The organism is Nocardioides sp. (assembly GCF_041600255.1).
In the GTDB taxonomy this organism is placed as follows: Bacteria; Actinomycetota; Actinomycetes; order Propionibacteriales; family Nocardioidaceae; genus Nocardioides.
Genome location: NZ_JBFIKK010000034.1, coordinates 1 through 26834, shown reverse-complemented (window position 1 = coordinate 26834; position 26834 = coordinate 1). Strand labels below are relative to the sequence as shown.

The window sequence follows — 26834 nt, the reverse complement described above, 5'->3', positions numbered from 1 at the left end:
GCGCCGGCGTCGAGGTCGCCCAGGAGCGCCCGGAGCTCCCTCCCGTGCGGCACCCGACGGGAGCCCAGCGCAGCCAGGATGGCCGAGGGTCGGGTCTCGCGGGTGTGGCAGGCGTTCGCCAGGACGTGGAAGGCAGCCAGCCCGTCCGGCGCCGACGCGGCCACGTCGATGGCGGCGTGCTCGAGCCGGACCCGGGGCGGGCTCCGGCGCCACAGCACCCGGTCGTCGAGGTCGGGCGTGCGGTGCGCCTGCACACCCGGGACGCGACGCACGGTGCGGCGTACGTTGATCGCGACCTGGACAGGCGCTCGCTCCGACGGCCCGGGGAGCGCCGACTCACGGGTCAGCGCGGCCGGCCAGTGCAGGAGGACCGCGGCCCAGGCCCGTTGCTGCCAACTGGGCGGGCCGGTGTGGTCGACGTAGACGCCCGGGTGGATCCACGTCAGCGACCGGCGCCGGATCAACCGCTGGAGGTCGTGCTCGCGGGCGCCGAGCGCGAGCAACTGCCTGCGGGAGACCACACCGTCCTGGGTGCCCAACCGATGGGCGAGCTCGTCCTCGAACATGCCGGGCAGCGTCGCAAACCGGGACAGGTCGTGCGAGGGGGTTCCGGTCGCCTGTGGATCACCGCCCGGGATCGCACGCTCACTCGCGCGCCACACTCACCGGGTGCGTGCAGATCGCGAGCGAAACGCGCGGCTGTGGCTCAGAACAGCGCGTTGGCCAGGTTCTGCCGCGCCCGCAGCACCCGGGGGTCGTCGTTGCCGACCGCGCCGAAGAGGCCGATCAGGTGCTGGCGCACCCGGTTCCGGTCGTCTCCGGCGGTACGCCGGACCAGCTCGATCAACCGGTGGAAGGCGTCCTCGACGTGACCGCCGAGCATGTCGAGGTCGGCGACCAGTGTCTGCGCGTCGATGTCGTCGGGCTGTTCGGCGGCCGCCGTACGCGCCTGGTTGAGGTCGACGCCCTGGGTGCGCTGCAGCAGCTTGGCCATCGCCAGTCCGGCGGCGGCCTCGGTGTCGGCCGGGTTCGCGTCGACGAGCTTCTGGTACTCCGCGACAGCCGCGTCGACGTCGCCGGCGCCCATCGCTTCCTGGGCCGCGGCGTAACGGGGGTCCATCGAGGGCTCGTCGGCGTCGGCGTCTCCGTCGGCGGGCGCAGCCGTGCGCGGCTGGTGCCGACCGGTGATCCCCTGCGTGGTGAGCTGCTGGAGCACCTGGGTGAGCGCGAGACGCAGGTCGTCGATCGGGACGACGTCCTGGAGCAGCGGCATCGGTCGACCGTCGATGACCACCACGACCAGCGGGATCGACGGGATCTGCATCGCCTGCGCCACGGCGGGGGCCGCGTCGATGTCGACCAGGCCGGCCAGGAAGCGGCCCTCGAACTCGCCGGACAGCGTCTCGACGTCGTCGGCCAGCGTGCCGCTCTCGGGCATCCGGGTGCGTGAGTAGAAGACCAGCAGCACCGGGGCCCCCATCGAGGCCTCGATGGTGGCTTGGAAGTTCGCCTCGGTGACCTGCACGGCGTACGCCGATCCGGCGGGGGCGCCGCCACCTGCCGCACCGCCTGCGCCACCGGCGGCCGGGGCCGGGGTGGCGGGCCGCTTCAGGGCCGAGAGGTCGATCGCTCCGGGACGGGTGAAGGGCTGCTGGCTCATGCGGCCAATCCTAGGAGTGGCCGGGCGCGGGCCCCAACGCGGGCGGTCCCGGCTCAGTCGGCGAACGCGGCCAGCAGCTCGTCGGCGGCCGCGTAGGGATCCGTGGCGCCGTCGACCACGGCCACCGCGAGGGTGTCGAGCTCCGAGCGGCCGTGCACGTCGCCCCAGCGGGCGCGCAGCGCGGTCACCGCGATGGCCTCGATCTCGTCGCGGGCCCGACGGGTACGGCGCGCCTGCTGCTCCCCCGAGGCGTCCAGCCACGCCCAGTGCCGCTCGAGCTCGGCGACGACGTCGTCGACGCCCTGCCCGGTCTGCGCGATCGTCGGCACGATCGGCGGCTTCCACGCACCCTCGCGACGTTCGGCCAGCCCGAGCATCCCGCGCAGGTCCCGGCGTACCTGGTCGGCACCGTCCCGGTCGGCCTTGTTGACGACGTAGAGGTCGCCGATCTCGAGGATGCCGGCCTTGGCCGCCTGGACGCCGTCGCCCATCCCGGGCGCGAGCAGCACCATCGTGGTGTCGGCGAGTCCGGCGATCTCGACCTCGCTCTGCCCGACCCCGACGGTCTCGACCAGGATCACGTCGCAGCCGGCGGCGTCGAGCACCCGCAGCGCCTGCGGGGTCGACCAGGACAGGCCACCGAGATGGCCGCGGGAGGCCATCGACCGGATGTAGACCTCCGGGTCGAGGGCATGCTCCTGCATCCGGATCCGGTCGCCGAGCAGCGCCCCGCCGGAGAACGGCGAGGACGGGTCGACCGCCAGCACCCCCACCCGGCGACCGGTCCGGCGAAGCTCGGTGACCAGCGCGTTCGTGGTGGTGGACTTGCCGACCCCCGGCGACCCGGTGATCCCGACGATGCGGGCGGTGCCGGCGTGCGGCGCCAGCGCCGCCATCACCTCACGCAGCAGCGGTGAGGCGTCCTCGACCAGCGAGATCAACCGCGCCACGGCACGCGGCTGCCCCTCCCTGGCCCGGGAGACGAGGTCGGGGACCGACGCCGCGGTACGACGTCGGCCCCCGACGGGCTCGTGGTGCTCCACTCAGGCCTGCGGGACCCGGATGATCAGCGCGTCGCCCTGACCGCCGCCGCCACACAGCGCGGCGGCACCGGTGCCGCCGCCGCGACGCTTCAGCTCGAGCGCGAGGTGCAGCACGATCCGGGCGCCGGACATCCCGACCGGGTGGCCCAGCGCGATGGCGCCGCCGTTCACGTTGACCTTGTCCTCAGAGACGCCGAGCTGGCGAGCGGACTCGATGCCGACGGCGGCGAAGGCCTCGTTGAGCTCGAAGAGGTCGATGTCGGCGACGTCGATCCCCTCCTTCTCGGCCGCCTTGGCGACCGCGCGGGCCGGCTGCAGCTGCAGGGTGGAGTCGGGACCCGCGACCTGGCCCGAGGCGCCGATCTCGGCGAGCCAGGTCAGGCCGAGCTCCTCGGCCTTCGCCTTGCTCATCACCACCACGGCGCAGGCACCGTCGGAGATCTGCGAGGAGGAGCCGGCGGTGATGGTGCCGTCCTTGCTGAACGCAGGGCGCAGCTTGCCGAGGGACTCGGCGGTGGTCTCGCCGCGGACACCCTCGTCGGTGGAGACGACGACCGGGTCGCCCTTGCGCTGCGGGATCTCGACCGGCACGACCTCGTCGTCGAAGACGCCGTTCTTCCAGGCCTCGGCCGCGCGCTGGTGCGACTGGGCGGAGAAGGCGTCCTGCTCCTCACGGGTCAGGTTGGCGCCGGCGGCGTTGCAGCCCTCGGTCAGCCCGCCCATCGGCTGGGTCGTGAACTGGTCGTAGAGGGCGTCGTAGGCCATCGAGTCGACCAGGGGGACGTCGCCGTACTTGAAGCCCTCGCGGGACTTCGGCAGCAGGTGCGGGGCCTGGGTCATCGACTCCATGCCGCCGGCCACGATGACGTCGTGCTCGCCGGCGCGAATCAGCTGGTCGGCCATCGCGATCGCGTTGATGCCGGACAGGCAGACCTTGTTGATCGTGATCGAGGGGACGTTCATCGGGATGCCGCCCTTGACCGCCGCCTGACGGGCGGTGATCTGGCCGGCACCGGCCTGGATGACGTGACCCATGATCACGTAGTCGACCTGGTCACCCGTGACACCGGCCTTCGCCAGGGCCCCCTTGATGGCAACTCCGCCGAGGTCGGCAGCGGACTGGTCCTTGAGGCCGCCGAGGAGACGGCCGATCGGGGTGCGCGCCCCCGCGACGATGACGGATGCGGACATGGTGCCTCCAGCTGAAGTGTTCCGGGTGGACTGCCGCGACGATACCCACCCGATGCGCCCCCGAGCGAGGGTGTCCACCCGGGCCGCACTGAGGAACATGTCACAAGCAGTCGCGAGCCGGGCCGCGGCGTACGACGATGTGCGCCATGAGCACCTCCTCGAGTCCGCTGGACCTCCCTGACCACCTGTTCACCGCGATCGACCACGTCGGGATCGCCGTCGCCGACCTCGATGCTGCGATCGCCTTCTACCGCGACACCTTCGGCATGCGCATGGCGCACGAGGAGACCAACGAGGAGCAGGGGGTGCGCGAGGCGATGATGGCCGTCGGTGACTCCGGCTCGCACATCCAGCTGCTGGCGCCGCTCTCGCCCGAGTCGACGATCGCGAAGTTCCTCGACCGCTCCGGCCCCGGCATGCAGCAGCTCGCCTACCGGGTCACCGACGTCGAGGCGGTCAGCGCGATCCTGCGCGAGCGCGGCCTGCGGCTGCTGTACGACGAGCCGCGCCGCGGAACGTCGGACTCGCGGATCAACTTCGTCCACCCCAAGGACGCCGGAGGCATCCTCGTGGAGCTCGTCGAGCCCGCCGCGACAGCTGCCCACTGAGACCTCACCCACATCGCCTGCACGACGGGGTTACTCGCCGGTATCTTTCGGCCAGGCCTCGGACAGCACCACCTCTCGACCTCACCGACACCGCGCCTCACCCATCAGGAGACGATCCGTGCAGAACATCCTCGACGCCATCATGGCGGGCGACACCTCCAGCGAAGACTTCGCCGCACTCCAACTCCCGGAGTCCTATCGCGCCGTCACGGTGCACAAGGACGAGGTGGGCATGTTCGAGGGCCTGGCCACCCGCGACAAGGACCCCCGACGCTCGCTGCACGTCGAGGACGTCGCCCTGCCCGAGCTCGGTCCGGGCGAGGCCTACGTCGCGGTCATGGCGAGCGCGATCAACTACAACACCGTCTGGACCTCGATCTTCGAGCCCGTCTCGACGTTCGGCTTCCTGGAGCGCTACGGCCGCATCTCCGAGCTGACCGCGCGTCACGACCTGCCGTACCACGTGGTCGGCTCCGACCTCGCCGGCGTCGTGCTGCAGACCGGCCCCGGCGTGACGAAGTGGAAGCCCGGCGCCGAGGTCGTGGCCCACTGCCTCAGCGTCGAGCTCGAGGACGCCGACGGCCACGACGACTCGATGATGGACCCGCAGCAGCGGATCTGGGGCTTCGAGACCAACTTCGGCGGCCTGGCCCACATCGCCCTGGTCAAGTCCAACCAGCTGATGCCCAAGCCGGACCACCTGACCTGGGAGGAGGCCGCCTCCCCCGGCCTGGTGAACTCCACCGCCTACCGCCAGCTGGTCTCCAAGAACGGCGGCAACATGAAGCAGGGCGACAACGTCCTGGTCTGGGGCGCCTCCGGTGGCCTCGGCGGCTTCGCCACCCAGTACGCCCTCAACGGTGGCGCCGTGCCGGTCTGCGTGGTCTCCAACGAGGAGAAGGCCGCGATCGCCCGCTCCATGGGCGCCGAGCTGATCATCAACCGCTCCGAGGAGGGCTACCAGTTCTGGAAGGACGAGCGCACTCAGGACCCCAAGGAGTGGAAGCGTTTCGGCGCCAAGATCCGTGAGCTCACCGGCGGCGAGGACATCGACATCGTCTTCGAGCACCCGGGCCGCGAGACGTTCGGCGCCTCGGTCTACGTCACCCGCAAGGGCGGCACCATCACCACCTGCGCCTCGACCACGGGCTACATGCACGAGTACGACAACCGCTACCTGTGGATGAACCTCAAGCGGATCGTCTCCTCGCACTTCGCCAACTACCGCGAGTCGTGGGAGGCCAACCGCCTGGTGGCCAAGGGCATGATCCACCCGACCCTGTCGAAGACCTACTCGATGGACGAGGTCGGCCAGGCCTCCCTGGACGTGCACCACAACCTGCACCAGGGCAAGGTCGGCGTGCTCTGCCTGGCCCCCGAGGAAGGTCTGGGCGTCCGCGACCACGAGATGCGGGCCACGCACCTCGACGCGATCAACCGGTTCCGCGGCGTCTGATCCACCCCTGCTCGACCCGGGAGCACCCCGGCACAACTCGGTCACCCCGGTTCGCCTTCATGGGCGAGCCGGGGTGTCCTGTTCCCGGCCGATCAGGGACACTTGCCCGGACGGCACACCCCAGCAGCACTTCGACAGAGGAAGCACCACCATGAGCGACCGCGGCCTGTCCATCTTTGACAACCAGTCGAGCTCGTCCGATTCGTCGGCCGACACCGAGCCCACCCAGGTGATCCCGGTGATGAACAAGAAGCCCGAGGGCCAGCAGCCGCCCCAGGCCCCGGCGGCCGCCAAGGCGACACCCGGTCCGGTGCTGCCGCCGGCGGCCCCGCGCGCCTCCGGGGGCCAGTCCTCCGCGGGCCAGTCGTCCGCCGTCCGATCCTCCGCCGCCCAGTCGGCCGCCGCCGAGCTCCCCATCGTCCGTCGCGGCGGCTACGACAAGGACGCCGTCGACGCCCACCTCCGTCGTCTGACCAGCGAGAAGGCCGGCCTCAGCTCCAGCCTCACCCAGTCCGAGAAGCGCGTCCTCGAGCTCGAGGCCGAGCTGGAGAAGGCCCGCGAGGAGCTCGCCGAGAACCAGACCCCGTCGTACGCCGGCCTCGGCGGCCGCGCCAGCGCGATGCTGCGCCTGGCCGAGGAGGAGGCGGCCGACGTGCGCTCCTCCGCCCAGCGCGACGCGGCCGAGATCCGCGAGCAGGCCGTGCGCGACGCCGCCGCCATGCGCGCCGAGGCCACCCGCGAGGCCGAGGACATGCGCCTGGTCCAGCTCAAGGAGCTCGACGAGAGCCGTGCCCGCCTGCTCGCCGACGCCGAGCAGGAGCGAGCGCTGGCCAGCAGCGAGGCCGAGGACATCCTCGCCTCCGCCCGTCGTCAGGCCGACCAGATCCGTCTGGCTGCCGAGCAGGAGACCAACGAGCAGCGCACCACCGCCAAGCGGGAGGCCGAGCAGGCTCGGGCGGCCGCCGACCGTGAGGTGCAGGAGGCGCGTCGTACCCTCGCCGTCGAGAAGGAGCGGCTCGCCCGCGAGGCCACCGACCACCACACCAACGCGACCGCGGAGACCAAGCGGCTCGTCGAGGAGGCCGAGGCCCGCGCCGAGGCTGCCGAGCAGCGCGCCCGCGAGGCCAACACGCAAGCCGCCGCGGCCCGCCAGCAGATGCAGTCCGAGGCCGAGGCCGTGGTGACCCGGGCCCGTCGTGAGGCCGAGCAGATCGTCGCCTCGGCCCGCGCCCAGGCCGACACGATCACCTCCGCCGGCGACGCCGAGGCGGAGCGCCAGCTGGCAACCCTGCGTGCCGAGGTCGAGCGGATGACCAAGCGTCGCGACGGCATCACCGCGCAGCTCAACTCGCTGCGCGACGTCGTGGCCAGCTTCGGCGAGGACGAGGAATGAGCCTCGACCCCGCGTCCGGACCGGGCGCGGAGGTCGAGGCACCCCAGAGCGACGGGACGGACCAGACCGACGGGCGCGAGGAGCAGGCGGAGCCGGAGACCGGCTCGGCCCTGACCGAGCCGGGTCCCCCGCTGGACCGGACGGCCGCCTTCTACGTCGGCTTCTTCGGTGCGGTCGGCGCGCTCCTGGCCTTCTGGTTGCTCACCCAGGTGGCCGCGGTCAGCGCCACCATCATGCTGATCGTGGTGGCTGCCTTCATCGCGGTCGGGCTGAACCCGCTGGTCGAGTTCTTCATGCGCCGTGGCCTGAAGCGGGCGTGGGCGGTGCTCGTCGTCATCTCGATGGTGCTGGTCGCCCTCACTCTCTTCCTGGTCGCGATCGTCCCGGTGATCACCGACCAGGTCACCCAGCTGATCGCGAACGCACCCGGCTGGCTCGACCAGTTGCAGAACAACGCCCGGGTGCAACGCCTCGACGAGCAGTACGACGTGATCACCCGGATCAAGGACTACCTCGCCAACGGCGAGCTGGCCTCGGCCGCGTTCGGTGGCGCCCTCGGCTTCGGCATCGCCGTCCTGGGCGCGGTGGTCAACGCCTTCATCGTGACCGTGCTGACCCTGTACTTCCTGGCGTCGCTGCCGACGACCAAGGCCGCGCTGTACCGCCTCGCCCCGGCCAGCCGTCGCCCCCGGGTCACCGACCTGGGCGACCGGATCCTGGGCAACGTGGGCAGCTACGTCTCGGGCGCCTTCGTGGTGGCGACCGCAGCCGGCGTCTCGTCGCTGATCTTCCTGTTCATCGTGGGCCTGGGCGAGTACGCCGTCGCGCTCGCCTTCGTGGTGGCGCTGCTCGACGTGATCCCGATGATCGGCGCCACGATCGGTGCCGTGATCGTGACCGCGATCGGCTTCGCGACCGATCCCAAGATCGGTCTGGCCTGCCTGATCTTCTACGTGCTCTACCAGCAGCTCGAGAACTACGTGATCTACCCCAAGGTGATGTCGCACTCGGTCGACATCCCCGGCGCGATCATCGTGATCGCGGCGCTGGTCGGCGCCGGCCTGCTCGGGGTGGTCGGAGCCCTGCTCGCGATCCCCACCGCGGCGGCGATCCTGCTGCTGATCCGCGAGGTGTTCCTGCCGCGTCAGGACGCGCGGTAGTTCTCCCCCAGCTTCACCAGCACCACCCCGCCGAGGATCAGCGCTCCCCCGACGAACTGGATCGCCTGCGGCAGCTCGCCCAGCAGCAGCCAGGCGAACGACAGCGCCGCGACCACCTCGAGGAGTGCGACGAACGACGCCAGCCGCGGGCCCAGACGGCGGGAGGCCGCGATCCCGGTCACGTAGGCCAGCGCCGCGCTCACCAGCCCGAGGGCGACCAGAGGAAGCCACCAGGCGACCGTGCCGCCGCGGTAGGTCACGTCCTGGGTGGAGGCGTGCATCGGCACCAGCCCCACGGCCCCCGCCACCAGCAGCGCTGCCGCGCCCAGCACCAGGCCGCTGGCAGCCAGCACGATCGGCGGCAGGCCGTTGGACTCACTCGCCGAGATCACGAAGTAGGTAGCGGCGCCGACCATCGCCAGCAGCGCCCAGACCACACCGACGACGCTGAGGTCGGCGCCGGAGAGCAGGTCGAGGACCAGCACCAGCCCGGCCAGGGCCACGGCCGCCCCCGCCAGGGTCAGCCGCCCGGGCCGGTGCCCGTAACGCCACCAGACCCAGCTGACGACCGCCACCGGTGCGGTGTACTCGATCAGCAGCGCGACTCCGACCTGCATGTGGGCGACCGCGTTGAAGTAGGCGAGCTGGCAGCCGGCAACGGCGACGAGGCCGTAGCCGGCGACCAGACCGGCGTTGCGACGCAGCAGCGCCCACCGGCCGCGCAGGATGATCACCGCGGGCACGAGCAGCACCAGGGCGGCCAGGCTCACCCGCACGGTCACGGCGGCTCCGCTCGACCAGCCGGCGTCCAGCAGGCCCTTCGCCAGGGAGCCGGAGATGCCGAACGACGCGGCCGAGATCGCGGCGAAGCCGAGCCCCGCGCCGAACCGGGACGGCAGCGCCGTCGGCGTCGCCGAAGCGTCATGAGTCAAAGCGGTCATGGCAGATGACGCTAGGTCTCGATGACGTAACCTGTCAACATGGTTTTCGCTCATGACACCGAGGTGTCCCTGCTCGCGGCCGTCACGCTGGTCAACACCGACACCGATCCGGACACGCTGCCGACGGTCGGCGCGCTCGACGAGTACTACGCCCGCTTCGAGTTCACTGGCCGGCACGAGCGCACCCGCGCCGAGCTGGACGCCGTACGAGCCCTGCGGCCGCGGCTGCGAGAACTGCTCACCACCGAACGGGACCGGGCCGTCGACATCGTGAACGGGATGCTCGCCGAGGCCCGGGCAGTCCCCCAGCTCGTGCGCCACGACGACTGGGACTGGCACCTGCACGCGGTGGACCCCGACGACCCGCTGGCCACGAGGATCACCGTGGAGACCGCGATGGCGATGGTCGACGTGATCCGCGCCGACGAGATGTCCCGGCTGGGCGTCTGCGCCGACGAGGGCTGTGAGGGGCTGGTCCTCGACCTCTCCCGGAACCGTTCCCGACGCTTCTGCTCCACGGCCTGCGGGAACCGGAACGCCGTGGCCGCCTACCGCGCACGCCAGGCCACCTAGCACCAGCGACGCCGCCCGTCCGGGCTCAGGTCCCGATCGCGCAGCAGGACGGAGATCCGCTCCCCCCACCGGGGGCAGGAGCGTCGGAAGTCCTTGCGGCGGTACTCGATCGCCAGCACCCGCCGGCCGTAGTGCTCGACGTACGACCGGCACTCGCGGAAGCGCCGGCACTCCTCGGCGACGGCGAAGTCGAAGCCGGCCCGCGTCCCGTCGTACGAGGCCAGGTTCTTCTGGCCCGCCGCCAGGCCGGCCTCGTGGGCCGCGAGCACGAGCAGCCGGGCGTACCGGCGTGCATGCTGGGCCCGGAGCAGTCCCGCACTGCGGGTGAACGAGTCCAGGTTGTCGAACTCCACCGCGTCGAACCCGTCCTCGGCACACCCCTCGATCCAGCCGCCGACGATCCTCGCCAGCCGGGCACGTTTGCGTGGGGTGCGCACGTCGAGCAGCCACTCCCCCCACGCCGTGTCCACGACGGGTCGGCCGCCGCGCGTGAGGACCAGCCCCCAGCGCCTCTTCCAGAACCGGCGTTCGCCCGGCTGGGACTGGAAGGCGTTGACGTAGCAGACGTTGTACCGCTCGGGGACGGGCTGCGCCGTCCGATCCCGTACGACGATGCCCACCCGCGAGGGCACGTCACGCTCCCCACCCAGCTGGTAGTCGACATCCGTCCCGACCGGCAGGGCCAGGACGACGCTCATCAGCAAGGACCCCGCAGCCCGCATCGCGCACCTCCCGACGTGAGCAACGTTACAGCGATCCGACCGACCTGCTGGGCGCCGTAACTCGCCCACAACGGGGGCGTTGAACAGAACATCCCCACGAAAGGCACCCATCCATGTCGCATCTCCGCACCCGGCTGTTCGCGCTCACCTGCGCGGCAGCCGTCGTGGCCTCCACCTCGGGCGTCGCCACCGCGACCGCCGCCACCGCGACCGCCGTCACCGCCCCGTCCGCGGCGAACGCCGCCGTCCGGGCAGCCACCCCCGGCTTCGACCGCCTGCAGGCCACCGGCACCCCGACCGGCCGGGCGATCGCCACCTTCGCCGGTGTGCCCACCACCGCCCAGGTCGAGGGCCTGCGCGACCTCGGCCTGGTCGTCCAGCCGATGAAGAAGCTCCCGCTGGCCCTCGTCGCCGGCTCCGACGCCGAGCTCGCCACCGCGGCGACCTCCGGCATCGCCCGCGACGTCTACCCCGACGAGACGCTGCAGTACCTGGACACCGCCTCCACCGACACCATGTCCTCGACCCCCGCGGCCGCTGCTGCCCTGCGGAAGAAGGGCTTCACCGGCAAGGGCGTCACCGTCGGCGTCGTCGACTCCGGCTGCGACGGCACCCACCCCGACCTCGCCGACCACATCACGCACAACGTGACACTGGTCAGTGCCGAGTACGTCAACCAGGCGCCGAACGAGTCGAACACGCTCGTCGTACCGATCGACCAGGGCCCGTACAACAACACCGACCTCGGCAGCGGCCACGGCACGCACGTCGCCGGCATCATCGCCGCCGACGGCACCACCGGCCCCGACCACCTCGGTGTCGCGCCCGACGCCGAGCTGGCCTGCTTCGCGATCGGCGCCGTGATCACCACCACGGCCGTCGTCACGGCGTACGACTACATGCTGCGCCAGCCGAAGATGCTCGGCATCGACGTCATCAACAACTCGTGGGGCAACAGCTTCCGCCAGTACGACCCTGCCGACCCGGTCAACGTCGCGACCAAGGCCGTCTCGGCCAAGGGCGCCGTCGTGGTCTTCTCCGCGGGCAACTCCGGCTACGAGTTCGGCGAGGCCAGCGGCAGCCCGTTCAACCAGGCGCCCTGGGTCATCTCGGTGGCTGCCGGCACGGTCGCGGACCGCCAGCGCGGAAACTTCTCCTCCAACGGTCTCGAGTTCGACAACGGCCGCAACGTCCCGATCGGCAAGGACGGCCACACCGTCCTGCGCGGGGACCGGATCGGCAACACCCGGCCCGACATCATGGCCCCGGGCGTGAAGATCTCGTCCTCGTGCGACTCGACCGGCACCGTGATCGGGCCGTGCCCTCCCGGTGAGAACACCAGCGCCTCCGGCACCTCGATGTCGGCGCCGCACGTCGCCGGCGCTGCCGCGGTGATCCGCCAGGCCAACCGGAAGCTCGACTGGGGCCAGGTGCAGCGCGCCATCACCGCCACCGCCTCCCCCGTCGTCGACGCCGACGGCGAGCGCCTGCCCTCCTGGACCGTCGGCCACGGCCACATCAACCTGGACAAGGCCGTCAAGCTGGTCTCGGCGAAGAAGTGGAAGAAGAAGCTGAAGAAGGCCGGCAAGCGGGCCGACCGGCGCATCCTGCGCGAGGACGAGTGGGCCGTGCTCCGTGCCGACCTGTGGCAGGAGGCCGCGCCGACCCTCACGCTGGGCGGCTCCTACACCCGCACCCACGAGGTCACGGTCTCCCGCAAGGCCGACGCGCTCAAGATCGCGCTGGTCTACCCGACCCCGGCGATCGTGGCGAACGCCGCGCACTACGTCGCCACCGTGACCGACGCGACCGGCACCGTGGTCGGCGAGACCACGACCGACCTGGGCTACGCCACCGGCATCGCGCACGTGCTGGTCGAGGGCGTGAAGCCCGGGACGTACACCGTCGAGGTCACCAGCGACTACTCGCTGTCGGACCCCGACACCATCGACAGCGACTCGATCAACGGTCGGGTGGTGTTCCTCCAGGCCGCCCAGCTCCGCCGGCGCTGACCTGCCACTTCTGGTTGGCACCAAGCCGCTGACCCGTCACTTCTGGTTGACCAGAAGTGACGGGTCAGCGTGATTTCATAGCCACAAGTGGCAGGTCGGCTGGTTGGATCGGCTCATGTCGACTCCCCACGAGACCAGCATCGAGACCCAACGGACCATCCAGGCGCCGGCGGACAGGATCTTCGCCGTACTGTGCGATCCCCACGGCCACGTCGCGATCGACTCCTCCGGGATGCTCCAGGGCGCCAGCGGTGAGCCCGTCGCGGGGGTGGGCGACCAGTTCACCGTGCAGATGGATCGGGAGTCGCTCAACGACTTCCCCGAGCTCGGGAAGTACGACGTCACCGTCACCATCCGGGAGTTCGAGCAGGACGCGCTGATCTCCTGGACGGTCCTCGGCCGGATCCGCCCCCAGATCGGCCACGTCTACGGCTACCGGCTCGCACCTGCGCAGGGCGGCGACACCGTCGTCACCTCGTTCTACGACTGGTCCGACATCGCGCCGGAGTGGCGCGACGCCGGGATCTTTCCGGTGCTGTCCGAGAACGCCCTGCGCCAGACGCTGGGCATTCTCGACCGCACGGTACGACGCGGCTACCCGCGCAACTGACCTGCCACTTTCGGTTGCCGAAATGCCGCTGACCTGCCACTTCTGGTTAACCAGAAGTGGCAGGTCAGCGGCATTTCGGCAACCGAAAGTGGCAGGTCAGTTGCGCGGGTAGCCGCGTCGTACCGTGCGGTCGAGAATGCCCAGCGTCTGGCGCAGGGCGTTCTCGGACAGCACCGGAAAGATCCCGGCGTCGCGCCACTCCGGCGCGATGTCGGACCAGTCGTAGAACGAGGTGACGACGGTGTCGCCGCCCTGCGCAGGTGCGAGCCGGTAGCCGTAGACGTGGCCGATCTGGGGGCGGATCCGGCCGAGGACCGTCCAGGAGATCAGCGCGTCCTGCTCGAACTCCCGGATGGTGACGGTGACGTCGTACTTCCCGAGCTCGGGGAAGTCGTTGAGCGACTCCCGATCCATCTGCACGGTGAACTGGTCGCCCACCCCCGCGACGGGCTCACCGCTGGCGCCCTGGAGCATCCCGGAGGAGTCGATCGCGACGTGGCCGTGGGGATCGCACAGTACGGCGAAGATCCTGTCCGCCGGCGCCTGGATGGTCCGTTGGGTCTCGATGCTGGTCTCGTGGGGAGTCGACATGAGCCGATCCAACCAGCCGACCTGCCACTTGTGGCTATGAAATCACGCTGACCCGTCACTTCTGGTCAACCAGAAGTGACGGGTCAGCGGCTTGGTGCCAACCAGAAGTGGCAGGTCAGCGCCGGCGGAGCTGGGCGGCCTGGAGGAACACCACCCGACCGTTGATCGAGTCGCTGTCGATGGTGTCGGGGTCCGACAGCGAGTAGTCGCTGGTGACCTCGACGGTGTACGTCCCGGGCTTCACGCCCTCGACCAGCACGTGCGCGATGCCGGTGGCGTAGCCCAGGTCGGTCGTGGTCTCGCCGACCACGGTGCCGGTCGCGTCGGTCACGGTGGCGACGTAGTGCGCGGCGTTCGCCACGATCGCCGGGGTCGGGTAGACCAGCGCGATCTTGAGCGCGTCGGCCTTGCGGGAGACCGTGACCTCGTGGGTGCGGGTGTAGGAGCCGCCCAGCGTGAGGGTCGGCGCGGCCTCCTGCCACAGGTCGGCACGGAGCACGGCCCACTCGTCCTCGCGCAGGATGCGCCGGTCGGCCCGCTTGCCGGCCTTCTTCAGCTTCTTCTTCCACTTCTTCGCCGAGACCAGCTTGACGGCCTTGTCCAGGTTGATGTGGCCGTGGCCGACGGTCCAGGAGGGCAGGCGCTCGCCGTCGGCGTCGACGACGGGGGAGGCGGTGGCGGTGATGGCGCGCTGCACCTGGCCCCAGTCGAGCTTCCGGTTGGCCTGGCGGATCACCGCGGCAGCGCCGGCGACGTGCGGCGCCGACATCGAGGTGCCGGAGGCGCTGGTGTTCTCACCGGGAGGGCACGGCCCGATCACGGTGCCGGTCGAGTCGCACGAGGACGAGATCTTCACGCCCGGGGCCATGATGTCGGGCCGGGTGTTGCCGATCCGGTCCCCGCGCAGGACGGTGTGGCCGTCCTTGCCGATCGGGACGTTGCGGCCGTTGTCGAACTCGAGACCGTTGGAGGAGAAGTTTCCGCGCTGGCGGTCCGCGACCGTGCCGGCAGCCACCGAGATGACCCAGGGCGCCTGGTTGAACGGGCTGCCGCTGGCCTCGCCGAACTCGTAGCCGGAGTTGCCCGCGGAGAAGACCACGACGGCGCCCTTGGCCGAGACGGCCTTGGTCGCGACGTTGACCGGGTCGGCAGGGTCGTACTGGCGGAAGCTGTTGCCCCACGAGTTGTTGATGACGTCGATGCCGAGCATCTTCGGCTGGCGCAGCATGTAGTCGTACGCCGTGACGACGGCCGTGGTGGTGATCACGGCGCCGATCGCGAAGCAGGCCAGCTCGGCGTCGGGCGCGACACCGAGGTGGTCGGGGCCGGTGGTGCCGTCGGCGGCGATGATGCCGGCGACGTGCGTGCCGTGGCCGCTGCCGAGGTCGGTGTTGTTGTACGGGCCCTGGTCGATCGGTACGACGAGCGTGTTCGACTCGTTCGGCGCCTGGTTGACGTACTCGGCACTGACCAGTGTCACGTTGTGCGTGATGTGGTCGGCGAGGTCGGGGTGGGTGCCGTCGCAGCCGGAGTCGACGACGCCGACGGTGACGCCCTTGCCGGTGAAGCCCTTCTTCCGCAGGGCAGCAGCGGCCGCGGGGGTCGAGGACATGGTGTCGGTGGAGGCGGTGTCCAGGTACTGCAGCGTCTCGTCGGGGTAGACGTCGCGGGCGATGCCGGAGGTCGCCGCGGTGGCGAGCTCGGCGTCGGAGCCGGCGACGAGGGCCAGCGGGAGCTTCTTCATCGGCTGGACGACCAGGCCGAGGTCGCGCAGGCCCTCGACCTGGGCGGTGGTGGGCACACCGGCGAAGGTGGCGATCGCCCGGCCGGTCGGGGTGCCGGTGGCCTGCAGGCGGTCGAAGCCGGGGGTGGCTGCCCGGACGGCGGCGTTCGCCGCGGACGGGGCGGTGACGGCGGTCGCGGTGGCGGCGGTCGCGGTGGCGACGCCCGAGGTGGAGGCCACGACGGCTGCCGCGCAGGTGAGCGCGAACAGCCGGGTGCGGAGATGCGACATGGATGGGTGCCTTTCGTGGGGATGTTCTGTTCAACGCCCCCGTTGTGGGCGAGTTACGGCGCCCAGCAGGTCGGTCGGATCGCTGTAACGTTGCTCACGTCGGGAGGTGCGCGATGCGGGCTGCGGGGTCCTTGCTGATGAGCGTCGTCCTGGCCCTGCCGGTCGGGACGGATGTCGACTACCAGCTGGGTGGGGAGCGTGACGTGCCCTCGCGGGTGGGCATCGTCGTACGGGATCGGACGGCGCAGCCCGTCCCCGAGCGGTACAACGTCTGCTACGTCAACGCCTTCCAGTCCCAGCCGGGCGAACGCCGGTTCTGGAAGAGGCGCTGGGGGCTGGTCCTCACGCGCGGCGGCCGACCCGTCGTGGACACGGCGTGGGGGGAGTGGCTGCTCGACGTGCGCACCCCACGCAAACGTGCCCGGCTGGCGAGGATCGTCGGCGGCTGGATCGAGGGGTGTGCCGAGGACGGGTTCGACGCGGTGGAGTTCGACAACCTGGACTCGTTCACCCGCAGTGCGGGACTGCTCCGGGCCCAGCATGCACGCCGGTACGCCCGGCTGCTCGTGCTCGCGGCCCACGAGGCCGGCCTGGCGGCGGGCCAGAAGAACCTGGCCTCGTACGACGGGACGCGGGCCGGCTTCGACTTCGCCGTCGCCGAGGAGTGCCGGCGCTTCCGCGAGTGCCGGTCGTACGTCGAGCACTACGGCCGGCGGGTGCTGGCGATCGAGTACCGCCGCAAGGACTTCCGACGCTCCTGCCCCCGGTGGGGGGAGCGGATCTCCGTCCTGCTGCGCGATCGGGACCTGAGCCCGGACGGGCGGCGTCGCTGGTGCTAGGTGGCCTGGCGTGCGCGGTAGGCGGCCACGGCGTTCCGGTTCCCGCAGGCCGTGGAGCAGAAGCGTCGGGAACGGTTCCGGGAGAGGTCGAGGACCAGCCCCTCACAGCCCTCGTCGGCGCAGACGCCCAGCCGGGACATCTCGTCGGCGCGGATCACGTCGACCATCGCCATCGCGGTCTCCACGGTGATCCTCGTGGCCAGCGGGTCGTCGGGGTCCACCGCGTGCAGGTGCCAGTCCCAGTCGTCGTGGCGCACGAGCTGGGGGACTGCCCGGGCCTCGGCGAGCATCCCGTTCACGATGTCGACGGCCCGGTCCCGTTCGGTGGTGAGCAGTTCTCGCAGCCGCGGCCGCAGGGCTCGTACGGCGTCCAGCTCGGCGCGGGTGCGCTCGTGCCGGCCAGTGAACTCGAAGCGGGCGTAGTACTCGTCGAGCGCGCCGACCGTCGGCAGCGTGTCCGGATCGGTGTCGGTGTTGACCAGCGTGACGGCCGCGAGCAGGGACACCTCGGTGTCATGAGCGAAAACCATGTTGACAGGTTACGTCATCGAGACCTAGCGTCATCTGCCATGACCGCTTTGACTCATGACGCTTCGGCGACGCCGACGGCGCTGCCGTCCCGGTTCGGCGCGGGGCTCGGCTTCGCCGCGATCTCGGCCGCGTCGTTCGGCATCTCCGGCTCCCTGGCGAAGGGCCTGCTGGACGCCGGCTGGTCGAGCGGAGCCGCCGTGACCGTGCGGGTGAGCCTGGCCGCCCTGGTGCTGCTCGTGCCCGCGGTGATCATCCTGCGCGGCCGGTGGGCGCTGCTGCGTCGCAACGCCGGTCTGGTCGCCGGCTACGGCCTCGTCGCCGTTGCCGGCTGCCAGCTCGCCTACTTCAACGCGGTCGCCCACATGCAGGTCGGAGTCGCGCTGCTGATCGAGTACACCGCACCGGTGGCGGTCGTCAGCTGGGTCTGGTGGCGTTACGGGCACCGGCCCGGGCGGCTGACCCTGGCGGGGGCGGCCGTGGCCCTGGCCGGGCTGGTGCTGGTCCTCGACCTGCTCTCCGGCGCCGACCTCAGCGTCGTCGGTGTGGTCTGGGCGCTGCTGGCGATGGTCGGCGCCGCTACCTACTTCGTGATCTCGGCGAGTGAGTCCAACGGCCTGCCGCCGATCGTGCTGGCTGCCAGCGGCCTGGTGCTGGGCGCGGCAGCGCTGCTGGTGGCGGGGGCCGTGGGGCTGGTGCCGATGCACGCCTCCACCCAGGACGTGACCTACCGCGGCGGCACGGTCGCCTGGTGGCTTCCTCTGGTCGCCCTCGGGCTGGTGAGCGCGGCGCTGGCCTACGTGACCGGGATCGCGGCCTCCCGCCGTCTGGGCCCGCGGCTGGCGTCGTTCGTCGCACTCCTCGAGGTGGTCGCGGCGCTGTCGTTCGCCTGGCTGCTGCTGGGCGAGCTGCCGCAGGCGATCCAGTTCGTCGGGGGAGCGCTGATCCTCGGCGGGGTGGTGCTGGTGAAGCTGGGGGAGAACTACCGCGCGTCCTGACGCGGCAGGAACACCTCGCGGATCAGCAGCAGGATCGCCGCCGCGGTGGGGATCGCGAGCAGGGCTCCGACCACCCCGAGCAGGCCGGCGCCGACCAGCGCCGCGATCACGATGATCGCGCCGGGGATGTCGACCGAGTGCGACATCACCTTGGGGTAGATCACGTAGTTCTCGAGCTGCTGGTAGAGCACGTAGAAGATCAGGCAGGCCAGACCGATCTTGGGATCGGTCGCGAAGCCGATCGCGGTCACGATCACGGCACCGATCGTGGCGCCGATCATCGGGATCACGTCGAGCAGCGCCACCACGAAGGCGAGCGCGACGGCGTACTCGCCCAGGCCCACGATGAACAGGAAGATCAGCGACGAGACGCCGGCTGCGGTCGCCACCACGAAGGCGCCCGAGACGTAGCTGCCCACGTTGCCCAGGATCCGGTCGCCCAGGTCGGTGACCCGGGGGCGACGGCTGGCCGGGGCGAGGCGGTACAGCGCGGCCTTGGTCGTCGGCAGCGACGCCAGGAAGTACAGGGTCAGCACGGTCACGATGAAGGCGTTGACCACCGCGCCCAGGACGGCGATGCCGAAGCCGAGGGCGCCACCGAACGCGGCCGAGGCCAGCTCGCCGTTGGCGAGGTAGTCCTTGATCCGGGTGATCACGTCGTACTGCTCGTCGAGGCGTTGCACCCGGGCGTTGTTCTGCAACTGGTCGAGCCAGCCGGGTGCGTTCGCGATCAGCTGGGTGACCTGGTCGGTGATCACCGGGACGATCGCGACCAGGAAGAGAGTGAGGGCGACCAGCACCATCGAGATGACGACGAGCACCGCCCACGCCCGCTTCAGGCCACGGCGCATGAAGAACTCGACCAGCGGGTTCAGCCCGACCGCGATGAAGGCAGCCACCACGATCAGCATGATGGTGGCGCTGACCGCGGCCACCTGGGTGAGCAACCAGAAGGCCAGGAGCGCGCCGACCGCACCGAAGAAGCCGACGTAGAAGGCGGCCGTCCGGTCCAGCGGGGGACCCGGCTCGGTCAGGGCCGAGCCGGTCTCCGGCTCCGCCTGCTCCTCGCGCCCGTCGGTCTGGTCCGTCCCGTCGCTCTGGGGTGCCTCGACCTCCGCGCCCGGTCCGGACGCGGGGTCGAGGCTCATTCCTCGTCCTCGCCGAAGCTGGCCACGACGTCGCGCAGCGAGTTGAGCTGCGCGGTGATGCCGTCGCGACGCTTGGTCATCCGCTCGACCTCGGCACGCAGGGTTGCCAGCTGGCGCTCCGCCTCGGCGTCGCCGGCGGAGGTGATCGTGTCGGCCTGGGCGCGGGCCGAGGCGACGATCTGCTCGGCCTCACGACGGGCCCGGGTCACCACGGCCTCGGCCTCGGACTGCATCTGCTGGCGGGCCGCGGCGGCTTGCGTGTTGGCCTCGCGGGCGCGCTGCTCGGCAGCCTCGGCGCGGGCCTCGGCCTCCTCGACGAGCCGCTTGGTCTCCGCGGTCGCGTTGGTGTGGTGGTCGGTGGCCTCGCGGGCGAGCCGCTCCTTCTCGACGGCGAGGGTACGACGCGCCTCCTGCACCTCACGGTCGGCGGCCGCCCGAGCCTGCTCGGCCTCCCGCTTGGCGGTGGTGCGCTGCTCGTTGGTCTCCTGCTCGGCAGCCAGACGGATCTGGTCGGCCTGACGACGGGCGGAGGCGAGGATGTCCTCGGCCTCGCTGCTGGCCAGCGCTCGCTCCTGCTCGGCGTCGGCGAGCAGGCGGGCACGGCTCTCGTCGAGCTCCTTGAGCTGGACCAGGCGCATGTCCTCGGCCTCGCGGGTGGCCTCGGCGCGCATGGCGGCGGCGTCGCGCACGGCCTGCTCGCGGATCTCGGCCGCGTCGCGCTGGGCGGAGGAGCGCACGTCGGCCGCCTCCTCCTCGGCCAGGCGCAGCATCGCGCTGGCGCGGCCGCCGAGGCCGGCGTACGACGGGGTCTGGTTCTCGGCGAGCTCCTCGCGGGCCTTCTCCAGCTCGGCCTCGAGCTCGAGGACGCGCTTCTCGGACTGGGTGAGGCTGGAGCTGAGGCCGGCCTTCTCGCTGGTCAGACGACGGAGGTGGGCGTCGACGGCGTCCTTGTCGTAGCCGCCGCGACGGACGATGGGGAGCTCGGCGGCGGCCGACTGGGCGGCGGAGGATCGGACGGCGGACGACTGGCCCGCGGAGGACTGGCCCCCGGAGGCGCGCGGGGCCGCCGGCGGCAGCACCGGACCGGGTGTCGCCTTGGCGGCCGCCGGGGCCTGGGGCGGCTGCTGGCCCTCGGGCTTCTTGTTCATCACCGGGATCACCTGGGTGGGCTCGGTGTCGGCCGACGAATCGGACGAGCTCGACTGGTTGTCAAAGATGGACAGGCCGCGGTCGCTCATGGTGGTGCTTCCTCTGTCGAAGTGCTGCTGGGGTGTGCCGTCCGGGCAAGTGTCCCTGATCGGCCGGGAACAGGACACCCCGGCTCGCCCATGAAGGCGAACCGGGGTGACCGAGTTGTGCCGGGGTGCTCCCGGGTCGAGCAGGGGTGGATCAGACGCCGCGGAACCGGTTGATCGCGTCGAGGTGCGTGGCCCGCATCTCGTGGTCGCGGACGCCCAGACCTTCCTCGGGGGCCAGGCAGAGCACGCCGACCTTGCCCTGGTGCAGGTTGTGGTGCACGTCCAGGGAGGCCTGGCCGACCTCGTCCATCGAGTAGGTCTTCGACAGGGTCGGGTGGATCATGCCCTTGGCCACCAGGCGGTTGGCCTCCCACGACTCGCGGTAGTTGGCGAAGTGCGAGGAGACGATCCGCTTGAGGTTCATCCACAGGTAGCGGTTGTCGTACTCGTGCATGTAGCCCGTGGTCGAGGCGCAGGTGGTGATGGTGCCGCCCTTGCGGGTGACGTAGACCGAGGCGCCGAACGTCTCGCGGCCCGGGTGCTCGAAGACGATGTCGATGTCCTCGCCGCCGGTGAGCTCACGGATCTTGGCGCCGAAACGCTTCCACTCCTTGGGGTCCTGAGTGCGCTCGTCCTTCCAGAACTGGTAGCCCTCCTCGGAGCGGTTGATGATCAGCTCGGCGCCCATGGAGCGGGCGATCGCGGCCTTCTCCTCGTTGGAGACCACGCAGACCGGCACGGCGCCACCGTTGAGGGCGTACTGGGTGGCGAAGCCGCCGAGGCCACCGGAGGCGCCCCAGACCAGGACGTTGTCGCCCTGCTTCATGTTGCCGCCGTTCTTGGAGACCAGCTGGCGGTAGGCGGTGGAGTTCACCAGGCCGGGGGAGGCGGCCTCCTCCCAGGTCAGGTGGTCCGGCTTGGGCATCAGCTGGTTGGACTTGACCAGGGCGATGTGGGCCAGGCCGCCGAAGTTGGTCTCGAAGCCCCAGATCCGCTGCTGCGGGTCCATCATCGAGTCGTCGTGGCCGTCGGCGTCCTCGAGCTCGACGCTGAGGCAGTGGGCCACGACCTCGGCGCCGGGCTTCCACTTCGTCACGCCGGGGCCGGTCTGCAGCACGACGCCGGCGAGGTCGGAGCCGACCACGTGGTACGGCAGGTCGTGACGCGCGGTCAGCTCGGAGATGCGGCCGTAGCGCTCCAGGAAGCCGAACGTCGAGACGGGCTCGAAGATCGAGGTCCAGACGGTGTTGTAGTTGATCGCGCTCGCCATGACCGCGACGTAGGCCTCGCCCGGACCGAGCTCGGGCAGGGCGACGTCCTCGACGTGCAGCGAGCGTCGGGGGTCCTTGTCGCGGGTGGCCAGGCCCTCGAACATGCCCACCTCGTCCTTGTGCACCGTGACGGCGCGATAGGACTCCGGGAGTTGGAGTGCGGCGAAGTCTTCGCTGGAGGTGTCGCCCGCCATGATGGCGTCGAGGATGTTCTGCACGGATCGTCTCCTGATGGGTGAGGCGCGGTGTCGGTGAGGTCGAGAGGTGGTGCTGTCCGAGGCCTGGCCGAAAGATACCGGCGAGTAACCCCGTCGTGCAGGCGATGTGGGTGAGGTCTCAGTGGGCAGCTGTCGCGGCGGGCTCGACGAGCTCCACGAGGATGCCTCCGGCGTCCTTGGGGTGGACGAAGTTGATCCGCGAGTCCGACGTTCCGCGGCGCGGCTCGTCGTACAGCAGCCGCAGGCCGCGCTCGCGCAGGATCGCGCTGACCGCCTCGACGTCGGTGACCCGGTAGGCGAGCTGCTGCATGCCGGGGCCGGAGCGGTCGAGGAACTTCGCGATCGTCGACTCGGGCGAGAGCGGCGCCAGCAGCTGGATGTGCGAGCCGGAGTCACCGACGGCCATCATCGCCTCGCGCACCCCCTGCTCCTCGTTGGTCTCCTCGTGCGCCATGCGCATGCCGAAGGTGTCGCGGTAGAAGGCGATCGCAGCATCGAGGTCGGCGACGGCGATCCCGACGTGGTCGATCGCGGTGAACAGGTGGTCAGGGAGGTCCAGCGGACTCGAGGAGGTGCTCATGGCGCACATCGTCGTACGCCGCGGCCCGGCTCGCGACTGCTTGTGACATGTTCCTCAGTGCGGCCCGGGTGGACACCCTCGCTCGGGGGCGCATCGGGTGGGTATCGTCGCGGCAGTCCACCCGGAACACTTCAGCTGGAGGCACCATGTCCGCATCCGTCATCGTCGCGGGGGCGCGCACCCCGATCGGCCGTCTCCTCGGCGGCCTCAAGGACCAGTCCGCTGCCGACCTCGGCGGAGTTGCCATCAAGGGGGCCCTGGCGAAGGCCGGTGTCACGGGTGACCAGGTCGACTACGTGATCATGGGTCACGTCATCCAGGCCGGTGCCGGCCAGATCACCGCCCGTCAGGCGGCGGTCAAGGGCGGCATCCCGATGAACGTCCCCTCGATCACGATCAACAAGGTCTGCCTGTCCGGCATCAACGCGATCGCGATGGCCGACCAGCTGATTCGCGCCGGCGAGCACGACGTCATCGTGGCCGGCGGCATGGAGTCGATGACCCAGGCCCCGCACCTGCTGCCGAAGTCCCGCGAGGGCTTCAAGTACGGCGACGTCCCCCTGGTCGACTCGATGGCCTACGACGCCCTCTACGACCAGTTCACGACCCAGCCGATGGGCGGGCTGACCGAGGGCTGCAACGCCGCCGGCGCCAACCTGACCCGTGAGGAGCAGGACGCCTTCTCCGCCCAGTCGCACCAGCGCGCGGCCGAGGCCTGGAAGAACGGCGTCTTCGACGACGAGGTCGTGCCGGTCGAGATCCCGCAGCGCAAGGGCGACCCGGTCGTCGTCTCCACCGACGAGGGTGTCCGCGGCGAGACCACCGCCGAGTCCCTCGGCAAGCTGCGCCCTGCGTTCAGCAAGGACGGCACCATCACCGCCGGCTCCTCCTCGCAGATCTCCGACGGTGCCTGCGCCGTGGTGGTGATGAGCAAGGCGAAGGCCGAGGAGCTCGGCCTGACCTGGCTCGCCGAGATCGGCGCCTCGGGCCAGGTCGCGGGTCCCGACTCCACCCTGCAGCTGCAGCCGGCCCGCGCGGTCGCCAAGGCGGCCGAGAAGGAGGGGATCGACGTCGCCGACATCGACCTCTTCGAGCTCAACGAGGCCTTCGCCGCCGTCGGCATCGAGTCCGCTCGCCAGCTCGGCGTCTCTGAGGACAAGGTCAACGTGAACGGCGGCGCCATCGCGCTGGGCCACCCGGTCGGGATGTCCGGCGCCCGGATCGTGCTGCACCTCGCGCTCGAGCTGAAGCGTCGCGGCGGCGGCACCGGTGCCGCCGCGCTGTGTGGCGGCGGCGGTCAGGGCGACGCGCTGATCATCCGGGTCCCGCAGGCCTGAGTGGAGCACCACGAGCCCGTCGGGGGCCGACGTCGTACCGCGGCGTCGGTCCCCGACCTCGTCTCCCGGGCCAGGGAGGGGCAGCCGCGTGCCGTGGCGCGGTTGATCTCGCTGGTCGAGGACGCCTCACCGCTGCTGCGTGAGGTGATGGCGGCGCTGGCGCCGCACGCCGGCACCGCCCGCATCGTCGGGATCACCGGGTCGCCGGGGGTCGGCAAGTCCACCACCACGAACGCGCTGGTCACCGAGCTTCGCCGGACCGGTCGCCGGGTGGGGGTGCTGGCGGTCGACCCGTCCTCGCCGTTCTCCGGCGGGGCGCTGCTCGGCGACCGGATCCGGATGCAGGAGCATGCCCTCGACCCGGAGGTCTACATCCGGTCGATGGCCTCCCGCGGCCATCTCGGTGGCCTGTCCTGGTCGACCCCGCAGGCGCTGCGGGTGCTCGACGCCGCCGGCTGCGACGTGATCCTGGTCGAGACCGTCGGGGTCGGGCAGAGCGAGGTCGAGATCGCCGGACTCGCCGACACCACGATGGTGCTGCTCGCGCCCGGGATGGGCGACGGCGTCCAGGCGGCCAAGGCCGGCATCCTCGAGATCGGCGACCTCTACGTCGTCAACAAGGCCGACCGGGACGGTGCCGACCAGGTACGCCGGGACCTGCGCGGGATGCTCGGGCTGGCCGAACGTCGCGAGGGTGCGTGGAAGCCGCCGATCGTGCCGACGATCGCGCAGACCGGGCAGGGCGTCGACGACGTCGTCGCCGAGCTCGAGCGGCACTGGGCGTGGCTGGACGCCTCGGGGGAGCAGCAGGCGCGCCGTACCCGTCGGGCCCGCGACGAGATCGAGGCCATCGCGGTGACCGCGCTGCGCGCCCGCTGGGGCGACGTGCACGGCCGCTCGGAGCTCGACACCCTCGCGGTGGCCGTGGTCGACGGCGCCACGGATCCCTACGCGGCCGCCGACGAGCTGCTGGCCGCGTTCGCCGACTGAGCCGGGACCGCCCGCGTTGGGGCCCGCGCCCGGCCACTCCTAGGATTGGCCGCATGAGCCAGCAGCCCTTCACCCGTCCCGGAGCGATCGACCTCTCGGCCCTGAAGCGGCCCGCCACCCCGGCCCCGGCCGCCGGTGGCGCAGGCGGTGCGGCAGGTGGCGGCGCCCCCGCCGGATCGGCGTACGCCGTGCAGGTCACCGAGGCGAACTTCCAAGCCACCATCGAGGCCTCGATGGGGGCCCCGGTGCTGCTGGTCTTCTACTCACGCACCCGGATGCCCGAGAGCGGCACGCTGGCCGACGACGTCGAGACGCTGTCCGGCGAGTTCGAGGGCCGCTTCCTGGCCGGCCTGGTCGACATCGACGCGGCCCCCGCCGTGGCGCAGGCGATGCAGATCCCGTCGATCCCGCTGGTCGTGGTGGTCATCGACGGTCGACCGATGCCGCTGCTCCAGGACGTCGTCCCGATCGACGACCTGCGTCTCGCGCTCACCCAGGTGCTCCAGCAGCTCACCACGCAGGGGATCACCGGTCGGCACCAGCCGCGCACGGCTGCGCCCGCCGACGGAGACGCCGACGCCGACGAGCCCTCGATGGACCCCCGTTACGCCGCGGCCCAGGAAGCGATGGGCGCCGGCGACGTCGACGCGGCTGTCGCGGAGTACCAGAAGCTCGTCGACGCGAACCCGGCCGACACCGAGGCCGCCGCCGGACTGGCGATGGCCAAGCTGCTGCAGCGCACCCAGGGCGTCGACCTCAACCAGGCGCGTACGGCGGCCGCCGAACAGCCCGACGACATCGACGCGCAGACACTGGTCGCCGACCTCGACATGCTCGGCGGTCACGTCGAGGACGCCTTCCACCGGTTGATCGAGCTGGTCCGGCGTACCGCCGGAGACGACCGGAACCGGGTGCGCCAGCACCTGATCGGCCTCTTCGGCGCGGTCGGCAACGACGACCCCCGGGTGCTGCGGGCGCGGCAGAACCTGGCCAACGCGCTGTTCTGAGCCACAGCCGCGCGTTTCGCTCGCGATCTGCACGCACCCGGTGAGTGTGGCGCGCGAGTGAGCGTGCGATCCCGGGCGGTGATCCACAGGCGACCGGAACCCCCTCGCACGACCTGTCCCGGTTTGCGACGCTGCCCGGCATGTTCGAGGACGAGCTCGCCCATCGGTTGGGCACCCAGGACGGTGTGGTCTCCCGCAGGCAGTTGCTCGCGCTCGGCGCCCGCGAGCACGACCTCCAGCGGTTGATCCGGCGCCGGTCGCTGACGTGGATCCACCCGGGCGTCTACGTCGACCACACCGGCCCGCCCAGTTGGCAGCAACGGGCCTGGGCCGCGGTCCTCCTGCACTGGCCGGCCGCGCTGACCCGTGAGTCGGCGCTCCCCGGGCCGTCGGAGCGAGCGCCTGTCCAGGTCGCGATCAACGTACGCCGCACCGTGCGTCGCGTCCCGGGTGTGCAGGCGCACCGCACGCCCGACCTCGACGACCGGGTGCTGTGGCGCCGGAGCCCGCCCCGGGTCCGGCTCGAGCACGCCGCCATCGACGTGGCCGCGTCGGCGCCGGACGGGCTGGCTGCCTTCCACGTCCTGGCGAACGCCTGCCACACCCGCGAGACCCGACCCTCGGCCATCCTGGCTGCGCTGGGCTCCCGTCGGGTGCCGCACGGGAGGGAGCTCCGGGCGCTCCTGGGCGACCTCGACGCCGGCGC

General features: G+C 71.3%; 24 protein-coding genes and 2 pseudogenes. 13 read left to right on the top strand and 13 right to left on the bottom strand.

The genetic code is table 11. The annotated features are described in order from the left end of the window. From ABZE72_RS06325 to ABZE72_RS06310, 4 genes and pseudogenes are all read right to left on the bottom strand, one after another. Positions 1-566 (bottom strand): annotated as a pseudogene (locus tag ABZE72_RS06325) (hypothetical protein); the annotation flags it as partial. A gap of 140 nt (positions 567-706) precedes the next feature. After that, the gene (locus ABZE72_RS06320; RefSeq protein WP_372728152.1) at positions 707-1660 is read right to left on the bottom strand and encodes a tetratricopeptide repeat protein; all 954 of its coding nucleotides are present in this window, start codon (positions 1658-1660) and stop codon (positions 707-709) included. Positions 1661-1713: 53 nt separating this feature from the next. Then, complete coding sequence (meaB, locus tag ABZE72_RS06315) at positions 1714-2703, bottom strand: methylmalonyl Co-A mutase-associated GTPase MeaB (RefSeq protein WP_372728153.1); 990 nt, start codon at positions 2701-2703, stop codon at positions 1714-1716. Further along, positions 2704-3894 carry an acetyl-CoA C-acetyltransferase gene (locus tag ABZE72_RS06310; RefSeq protein WP_372728154.1) on the bottom strand — a complete coding sequence of 397 codons (1191 nt, stop codon included), beginning with the start codon at positions 3892-3894 and terminating at the stop codon, positions 2704-2706. A 146-nt stretch (positions 3895-4040) separates the two neighbouring features. On the opposite strand from ABZE72_RS06310, the gene mce (ABZE72_RS06305) reads away from it, so the two are divergent. The 4 genes from mce (ABZE72_RS06305) to ABZE72_RS06290 all read left to right on the top strand — a co-directional run bounded on the left by mce (ABZE72_RS06305) (position 4041) and on the right by ABZE72_RS06290 (position 8511). After that, entirely contained in the window at positions 4041-4502 is a 462-nt protein-coding gene (gene mce, locus ABZE72_RS06305) for a methylmalonyl-CoA epimerase (RefSeq protein ID WP_372728155.1), read from the top strand. Positions 4503-4620: 118 nt separating this feature from the next. Further along, entirely contained in the window at positions 4621-5958 is a 1338-nt protein-coding gene (gene ccrA, locus ABZE72_RS06300) for a crotonyl-CoA carboxylase/reductase (protein ID WP_372728156.1), read from the top strand. A gap of 151 nt (positions 5959-6109) precedes the next feature. Continuing rightward, complete coding sequence (locus ABZE72_RS06295; protein WP_372728157.1) at positions 6110-7351, top strand: hypothetical protein; 1242 nt, start codon at positions 6110-6112, stop codon at positions 7349-7351. Continuing rightward, positions 7348-8511, top strand: coding sequence for an AI-2E family transporter (locus ABZE72_RS06290; protein WP_372728158.1), 1164 nt, complete (start codon positions 7348-7350; stop codon positions 8509-8511). The genes ABZE72_RS06295 and ABZE72_RS06290 overlap by 4 nt, the downstream gene beginning before the upstream one ends. Here the strand turns inward: ABZE72_RS06290 and ABZE72_RS06285 are convergent. After that, positions 8496-9452, bottom strand: a complete 957-nt coding sequence (locus tag ABZE72_RS06285) for a DMT family transporter (protein WP_372728159.1) — start codon at positions 9450-9452, stop codon at positions 8496-8498. The two genes, ABZE72_RS06290 and ABZE72_RS06285, sit on opposite strands and share 16 nt — an antisense overlap. A 39-nt stretch (positions 9453-9491) precedes the next feature. Between ABZE72_RS06285 and ABZE72_RS06280 the strand changes: the two genes are divergently transcribed. After that, on the top strand, positions 9492-10025 hold the full coding sequence (locus tag ABZE72_RS06280) for a CGNR zinc finger domain-containing protein (RefSeq protein WP_372728160.1): 534 nt from the start codon (positions 9492-9494) through the stop codon (positions 10023-10025). Here the strand turns inward: ABZE72_RS06280 and ABZE72_RS06275 are convergent. Then, entirely contained in the window at positions 10022-10723 is a 702-nt protein-coding gene (locus ABZE72_RS06275; RefSeq protein WP_372728161.1) for an endo alpha-1,4 polygalactosaminidase, read from the bottom strand. The two genes, ABZE72_RS06280 and ABZE72_RS06275, sit on opposite strands and share 4 nt — an antisense overlap. 137 nt (positions 10724-10860) lie before the next feature. Between ABZE72_RS06275 and ABZE72_RS06270 the strand changes: the two genes are divergently transcribed. Further along, the gene (locus ABZE72_RS06270; protein ID WP_372728162.1) at positions 10861-12759 is read left to right on the top strand and encodes a S8 family serine peptidase; all 1899 of its coding nucleotides are present in this window, start codon (positions 10861-10863) and stop codon (positions 12757-12759) included. Positions 12760-12874: 115 nt separating this feature from the next. Beyond that, positions 12875-13369, top strand: a complete 495-nt coding sequence (locus ABZE72_RS06265) for an SRPBCC family protein (RefSeq protein ID WP_372728163.1) — start codon at positions 12875-12877, stop codon at positions 13367-13369. A gap of 96 nt (positions 13370-13465) precedes the next feature. Here the strand turns inward: ABZE72_RS06265 and ABZE72_RS06260 are convergent, their stop codons facing one another. Then, on the bottom strand, positions 13466-13960 hold the full coding sequence (locus ABZE72_RS06260) for an SRPBCC family protein (protein WP_372728163.1): 495 nt from the start codon (positions 13958-13960) through the stop codon (positions 13466-13468). A 115-nt stretch (positions 13961-14075) separates the two neighbouring features. Beyond that, on the bottom strand, positions 14076-15974 hold the full coding sequence (locus ABZE72_RS06255) for a S8 family serine peptidase (protein ID WP_372728162.1): 1899 nt from the start codon (positions 15972-15974) through the stop codon (positions 14076-14078). A gap of 137 nt (positions 15975-16111) precedes the next feature. Here ABZE72_RS06255 and ABZE72_RS06250 point away from each other — a divergent pair, with 137 nt between their 5' ends. Then, positions 16112-16813: an endo alpha-1,4 polygalactosaminidase gene (locus tag ABZE72_RS06250; RefSeq protein WP_372728161.1), complete on the top strand. Its 702-nt coding sequence runs from the start codon at positions 16112-16114 to the stop codon at positions 16811-16813. Here the strand turns inward: ABZE72_RS06250 and ABZE72_RS06245 are convergent. Next, entirely contained in the window at positions 16810-17343 is a 534-nt protein-coding gene (locus ABZE72_RS06245) for a CGNR zinc finger domain-containing protein (RefSeq protein WP_372728160.1), read from the bottom strand. The genes ABZE72_RS06250 and ABZE72_RS06245 overlap by 4 nt on opposite strands. A 39-nt stretch (positions 17344-17382) precedes the next feature. Here ABZE72_RS06245 and ABZE72_RS06240 point away from each other — a divergent pair, with 39 nt between their 5' ends. Beyond that, entirely contained in the window at positions 17383-18339 is a 957-nt protein-coding gene (locus tag ABZE72_RS06240; RefSeq protein ID WP_372728159.1) for a DMT family transporter, read from the top strand. Here ABZE72_RS06240 and ABZE72_RS06235 read toward each other — a convergent pair. From ABZE72_RS06235 to mce (ABZE72_RS06220), 4 genes are all read right to left on the bottom strand, one after another. Then, a complete protein-coding gene (locus ABZE72_RS06235) occupies positions 18324-19487 on the bottom strand; it encodes an AI-2E family transporter (protein WP_372728158.1) in 1164 nt (387 codons plus the stop codon). The two genes, ABZE72_RS06240 and ABZE72_RS06235, sit on opposite strands and share 16 nt — an antisense overlap. Continuing rightward, positions 19484-20725, bottom strand: coding sequence for a hypothetical protein (locus tag ABZE72_RS06230; protein WP_372728157.1), 1242 nt, complete (start codon positions 20723-20725; stop codon positions 19484-19486). Before ABZE72_RS06230 ends, ABZE72_RS06235 begins: the two co-directional genes overlap by 4 nt. A gap of 151 nt (positions 20726-20876) precedes the next feature. Next, positions 20877-22214 (bottom strand): crotonyl-CoA carboxylase/reductase, encoded by a 1338-nt coding sequence (ccrA, locus tag ABZE72_RS06225; RefSeq protein WP_372728156.1) that lies wholly within the window; start codon positions 22212-22214, stop codon positions 20877-20879. Positions 22215-22332: 118 nt separating this feature from the next. Then, positions 22333-22794 carry a methylmalonyl-CoA epimerase gene (mce, locus tag ABZE72_RS06220; RefSeq protein ID WP_372728155.1) on the bottom strand — a complete coding sequence of 154 codons (462 nt, stop codon included), beginning with the start codon at positions 22792-22794 and terminating at the stop codon, positions 22333-22335. A 146-nt stretch (positions 22795-22940) separates the two neighbouring features. Between mce (ABZE72_RS06220) and ABZE72_RS06215 the strand changes: the two genes are divergently transcribed. The 4 genes and pseudogenes from ABZE72_RS06215 to ABZE72_RS06200 all read left to right on the top strand — a co-directional run. Then, positions 22941-24131, top strand: a complete 1191-nt coding sequence (locus tag ABZE72_RS06215) for an acetyl-CoA C-acetyltransferase (protein WP_372728154.1) — start codon at positions 22941-22943, stop codon at positions 24129-24131. Beyond that, a complete protein-coding gene (gene meaB, locus ABZE72_RS06210; RefSeq protein ID WP_372728153.1) occupies positions 24132-25121 on the top strand; it encodes a methylmalonyl Co-A mutase-associated GTPase MeaB in 990 nt (329 codons plus the stop codon). A 53-nt stretch (positions 25122-25174) separates the two neighbouring features. Then, positions 25175-26128: a tetratricopeptide repeat protein gene (locus ABZE72_RS06205; RefSeq protein WP_372728152.1), complete on the top strand. Its 954-nt coding sequence runs from the start codon at positions 25175-25177 to the stop codon at positions 26126-26128. Between the two features lie 140 nt (positions 26129-26268). After that, positions 26269-26834: pseudogene (locus ABZE72_RS06200) on the top strand (hypothetical protein); the annotation flags it as partial.

Excerpts from the sequence above, each read along its gene's own strand:
- ABZE72_RS06320 (WP_372728152.1), bottom strand. The coding sequence starts at position 1,660 with ATGAGCCAGCAGCCCTTCACCCGTCCCGGAGCGATCGACCTCTCGGCC.
- ABZE72_RS06310 (WP_372728154.1), bottom strand. The coding sequence starts at position 3,894 with ATGTCCGCATCCGTCATCGTCGCGGGGGCGCGCACCCCGATCGGCCGT.
- mce (WP_372728155.1), top strand. The coding sequence starts at position 4,041 with ATGAGCACCTCCTCGAGTCCGCTGGACCTCCCTGACCACCTGTTCACC.
- ABZE72_RS06295 (WP_372728157.1), top strand. The coding sequence starts at position 6,110 with ATGAGCGACCGCGGCCTGTCCATCTTTGACAACCAGTCGAGCTCGTCC.
- ABZE72_RS06290 (WP_372728158.1), top strand. The coding sequence starts at position 7,348 with ATGAGCCTCGACCCCGCGTCCGGACCGGGCGCGGAGGTCGAGGCACCC.
- ABZE72_RS06285 (WP_372728159.1), bottom strand. The coding sequence starts at position 9,452 with ATGACCGCTTTGACTCATGACGCTTCGGCGACGCCGACGGCGCTGCCG.
- ABZE72_RS06280 (WP_372728160.1), top strand. The coding sequence starts at position 9,492 with ATGGTTTTCGCTCATGACACCGAGGTGTCCCTGCTCGCGGCCGTCACG.
- ABZE72_RS06275 (WP_372728161.1), bottom strand. The coding sequence starts at position 10,723 with ATGAGCGTCGTCCTGGCCCTGCCGGTCGGGACGGATGTCGACTACCAG.
- ABZE72_RS06270 (WP_372728162.1), top strand. The coding sequence starts at position 10,861 with ATGTCGCATCTCCGCACCCGGCTGTTCGCGCTCACCTGCGCGGCAGCC.
- ABZE72_RS06265 (WP_372728163.1), top strand. The coding sequence starts at position 12,875 with ATGTCGACTCCCCACGAGACCAGCATCGAGACCCAACGGACCATCCAG.
- ABZE72_RS06260 (WP_372728163.1), bottom strand. The coding sequence starts at position 13,960 with ATGTCGACTCCCCACGAGACCAGCATCGAGACCCAACGGACCATCCAG.
- ABZE72_RS06255 (WP_372728162.1), bottom strand. The coding sequence starts at position 15,974 with ATGTCGCATCTCCGCACCCGGCTGTTCGCGCTCACCTGCGCGGCAGCC.
- ABZE72_RS06250 (WP_372728161.1), top strand. The coding sequence starts at position 16,112 with ATGAGCGTCGTCCTGGCCCTGCCGGTCGGGACGGATGTCGACTACCAG.
- ABZE72_RS06245 (WP_372728160.1), bottom strand. The coding sequence starts at position 17,343 with ATGGTTTTCGCTCATGACACCGAGGTGTCCCTGCTCGCGGCCGTCACG.
- ABZE72_RS06240 (WP_372728159.1), top strand. The coding sequence starts at position 17,383 with ATGACCGCTTTGACTCATGACGCTTCGGCGACGCCGACGGCGCTGCCG.
- ABZE72_RS06235 (WP_372728158.1), bottom strand. The coding sequence starts at position 19,487 with ATGAGCCTCGACCCCGCGTCCGGACCGGGCGCGGAGGTCGAGGCACCC.
- ABZE72_RS06230 (WP_372728157.1), bottom strand. The coding sequence starts at position 20,725 with ATGAGCGACCGCGGCCTGTCCATCTTTGACAACCAGTCGAGCTCGTCC.
- mce (WP_372728155.1), bottom strand. The coding sequence starts at position 22,794 with ATGAGCACCTCCTCGAGTCCGCTGGACCTCCCTGACCACCTGTTCACC.
- ABZE72_RS06215 (WP_372728154.1), top strand. The coding sequence starts at position 22,941 with ATGTCCGCATCCGTCATCGTCGCGGGGGCGCGCACCCCGATCGGCCGT.
- ABZE72_RS06205 (WP_372728152.1), top strand. The coding sequence starts at position 25,175 with ATGAGCCAGCAGCCCTTCACCCGTCCCGGAGCGATCGACCTCTCGGCC.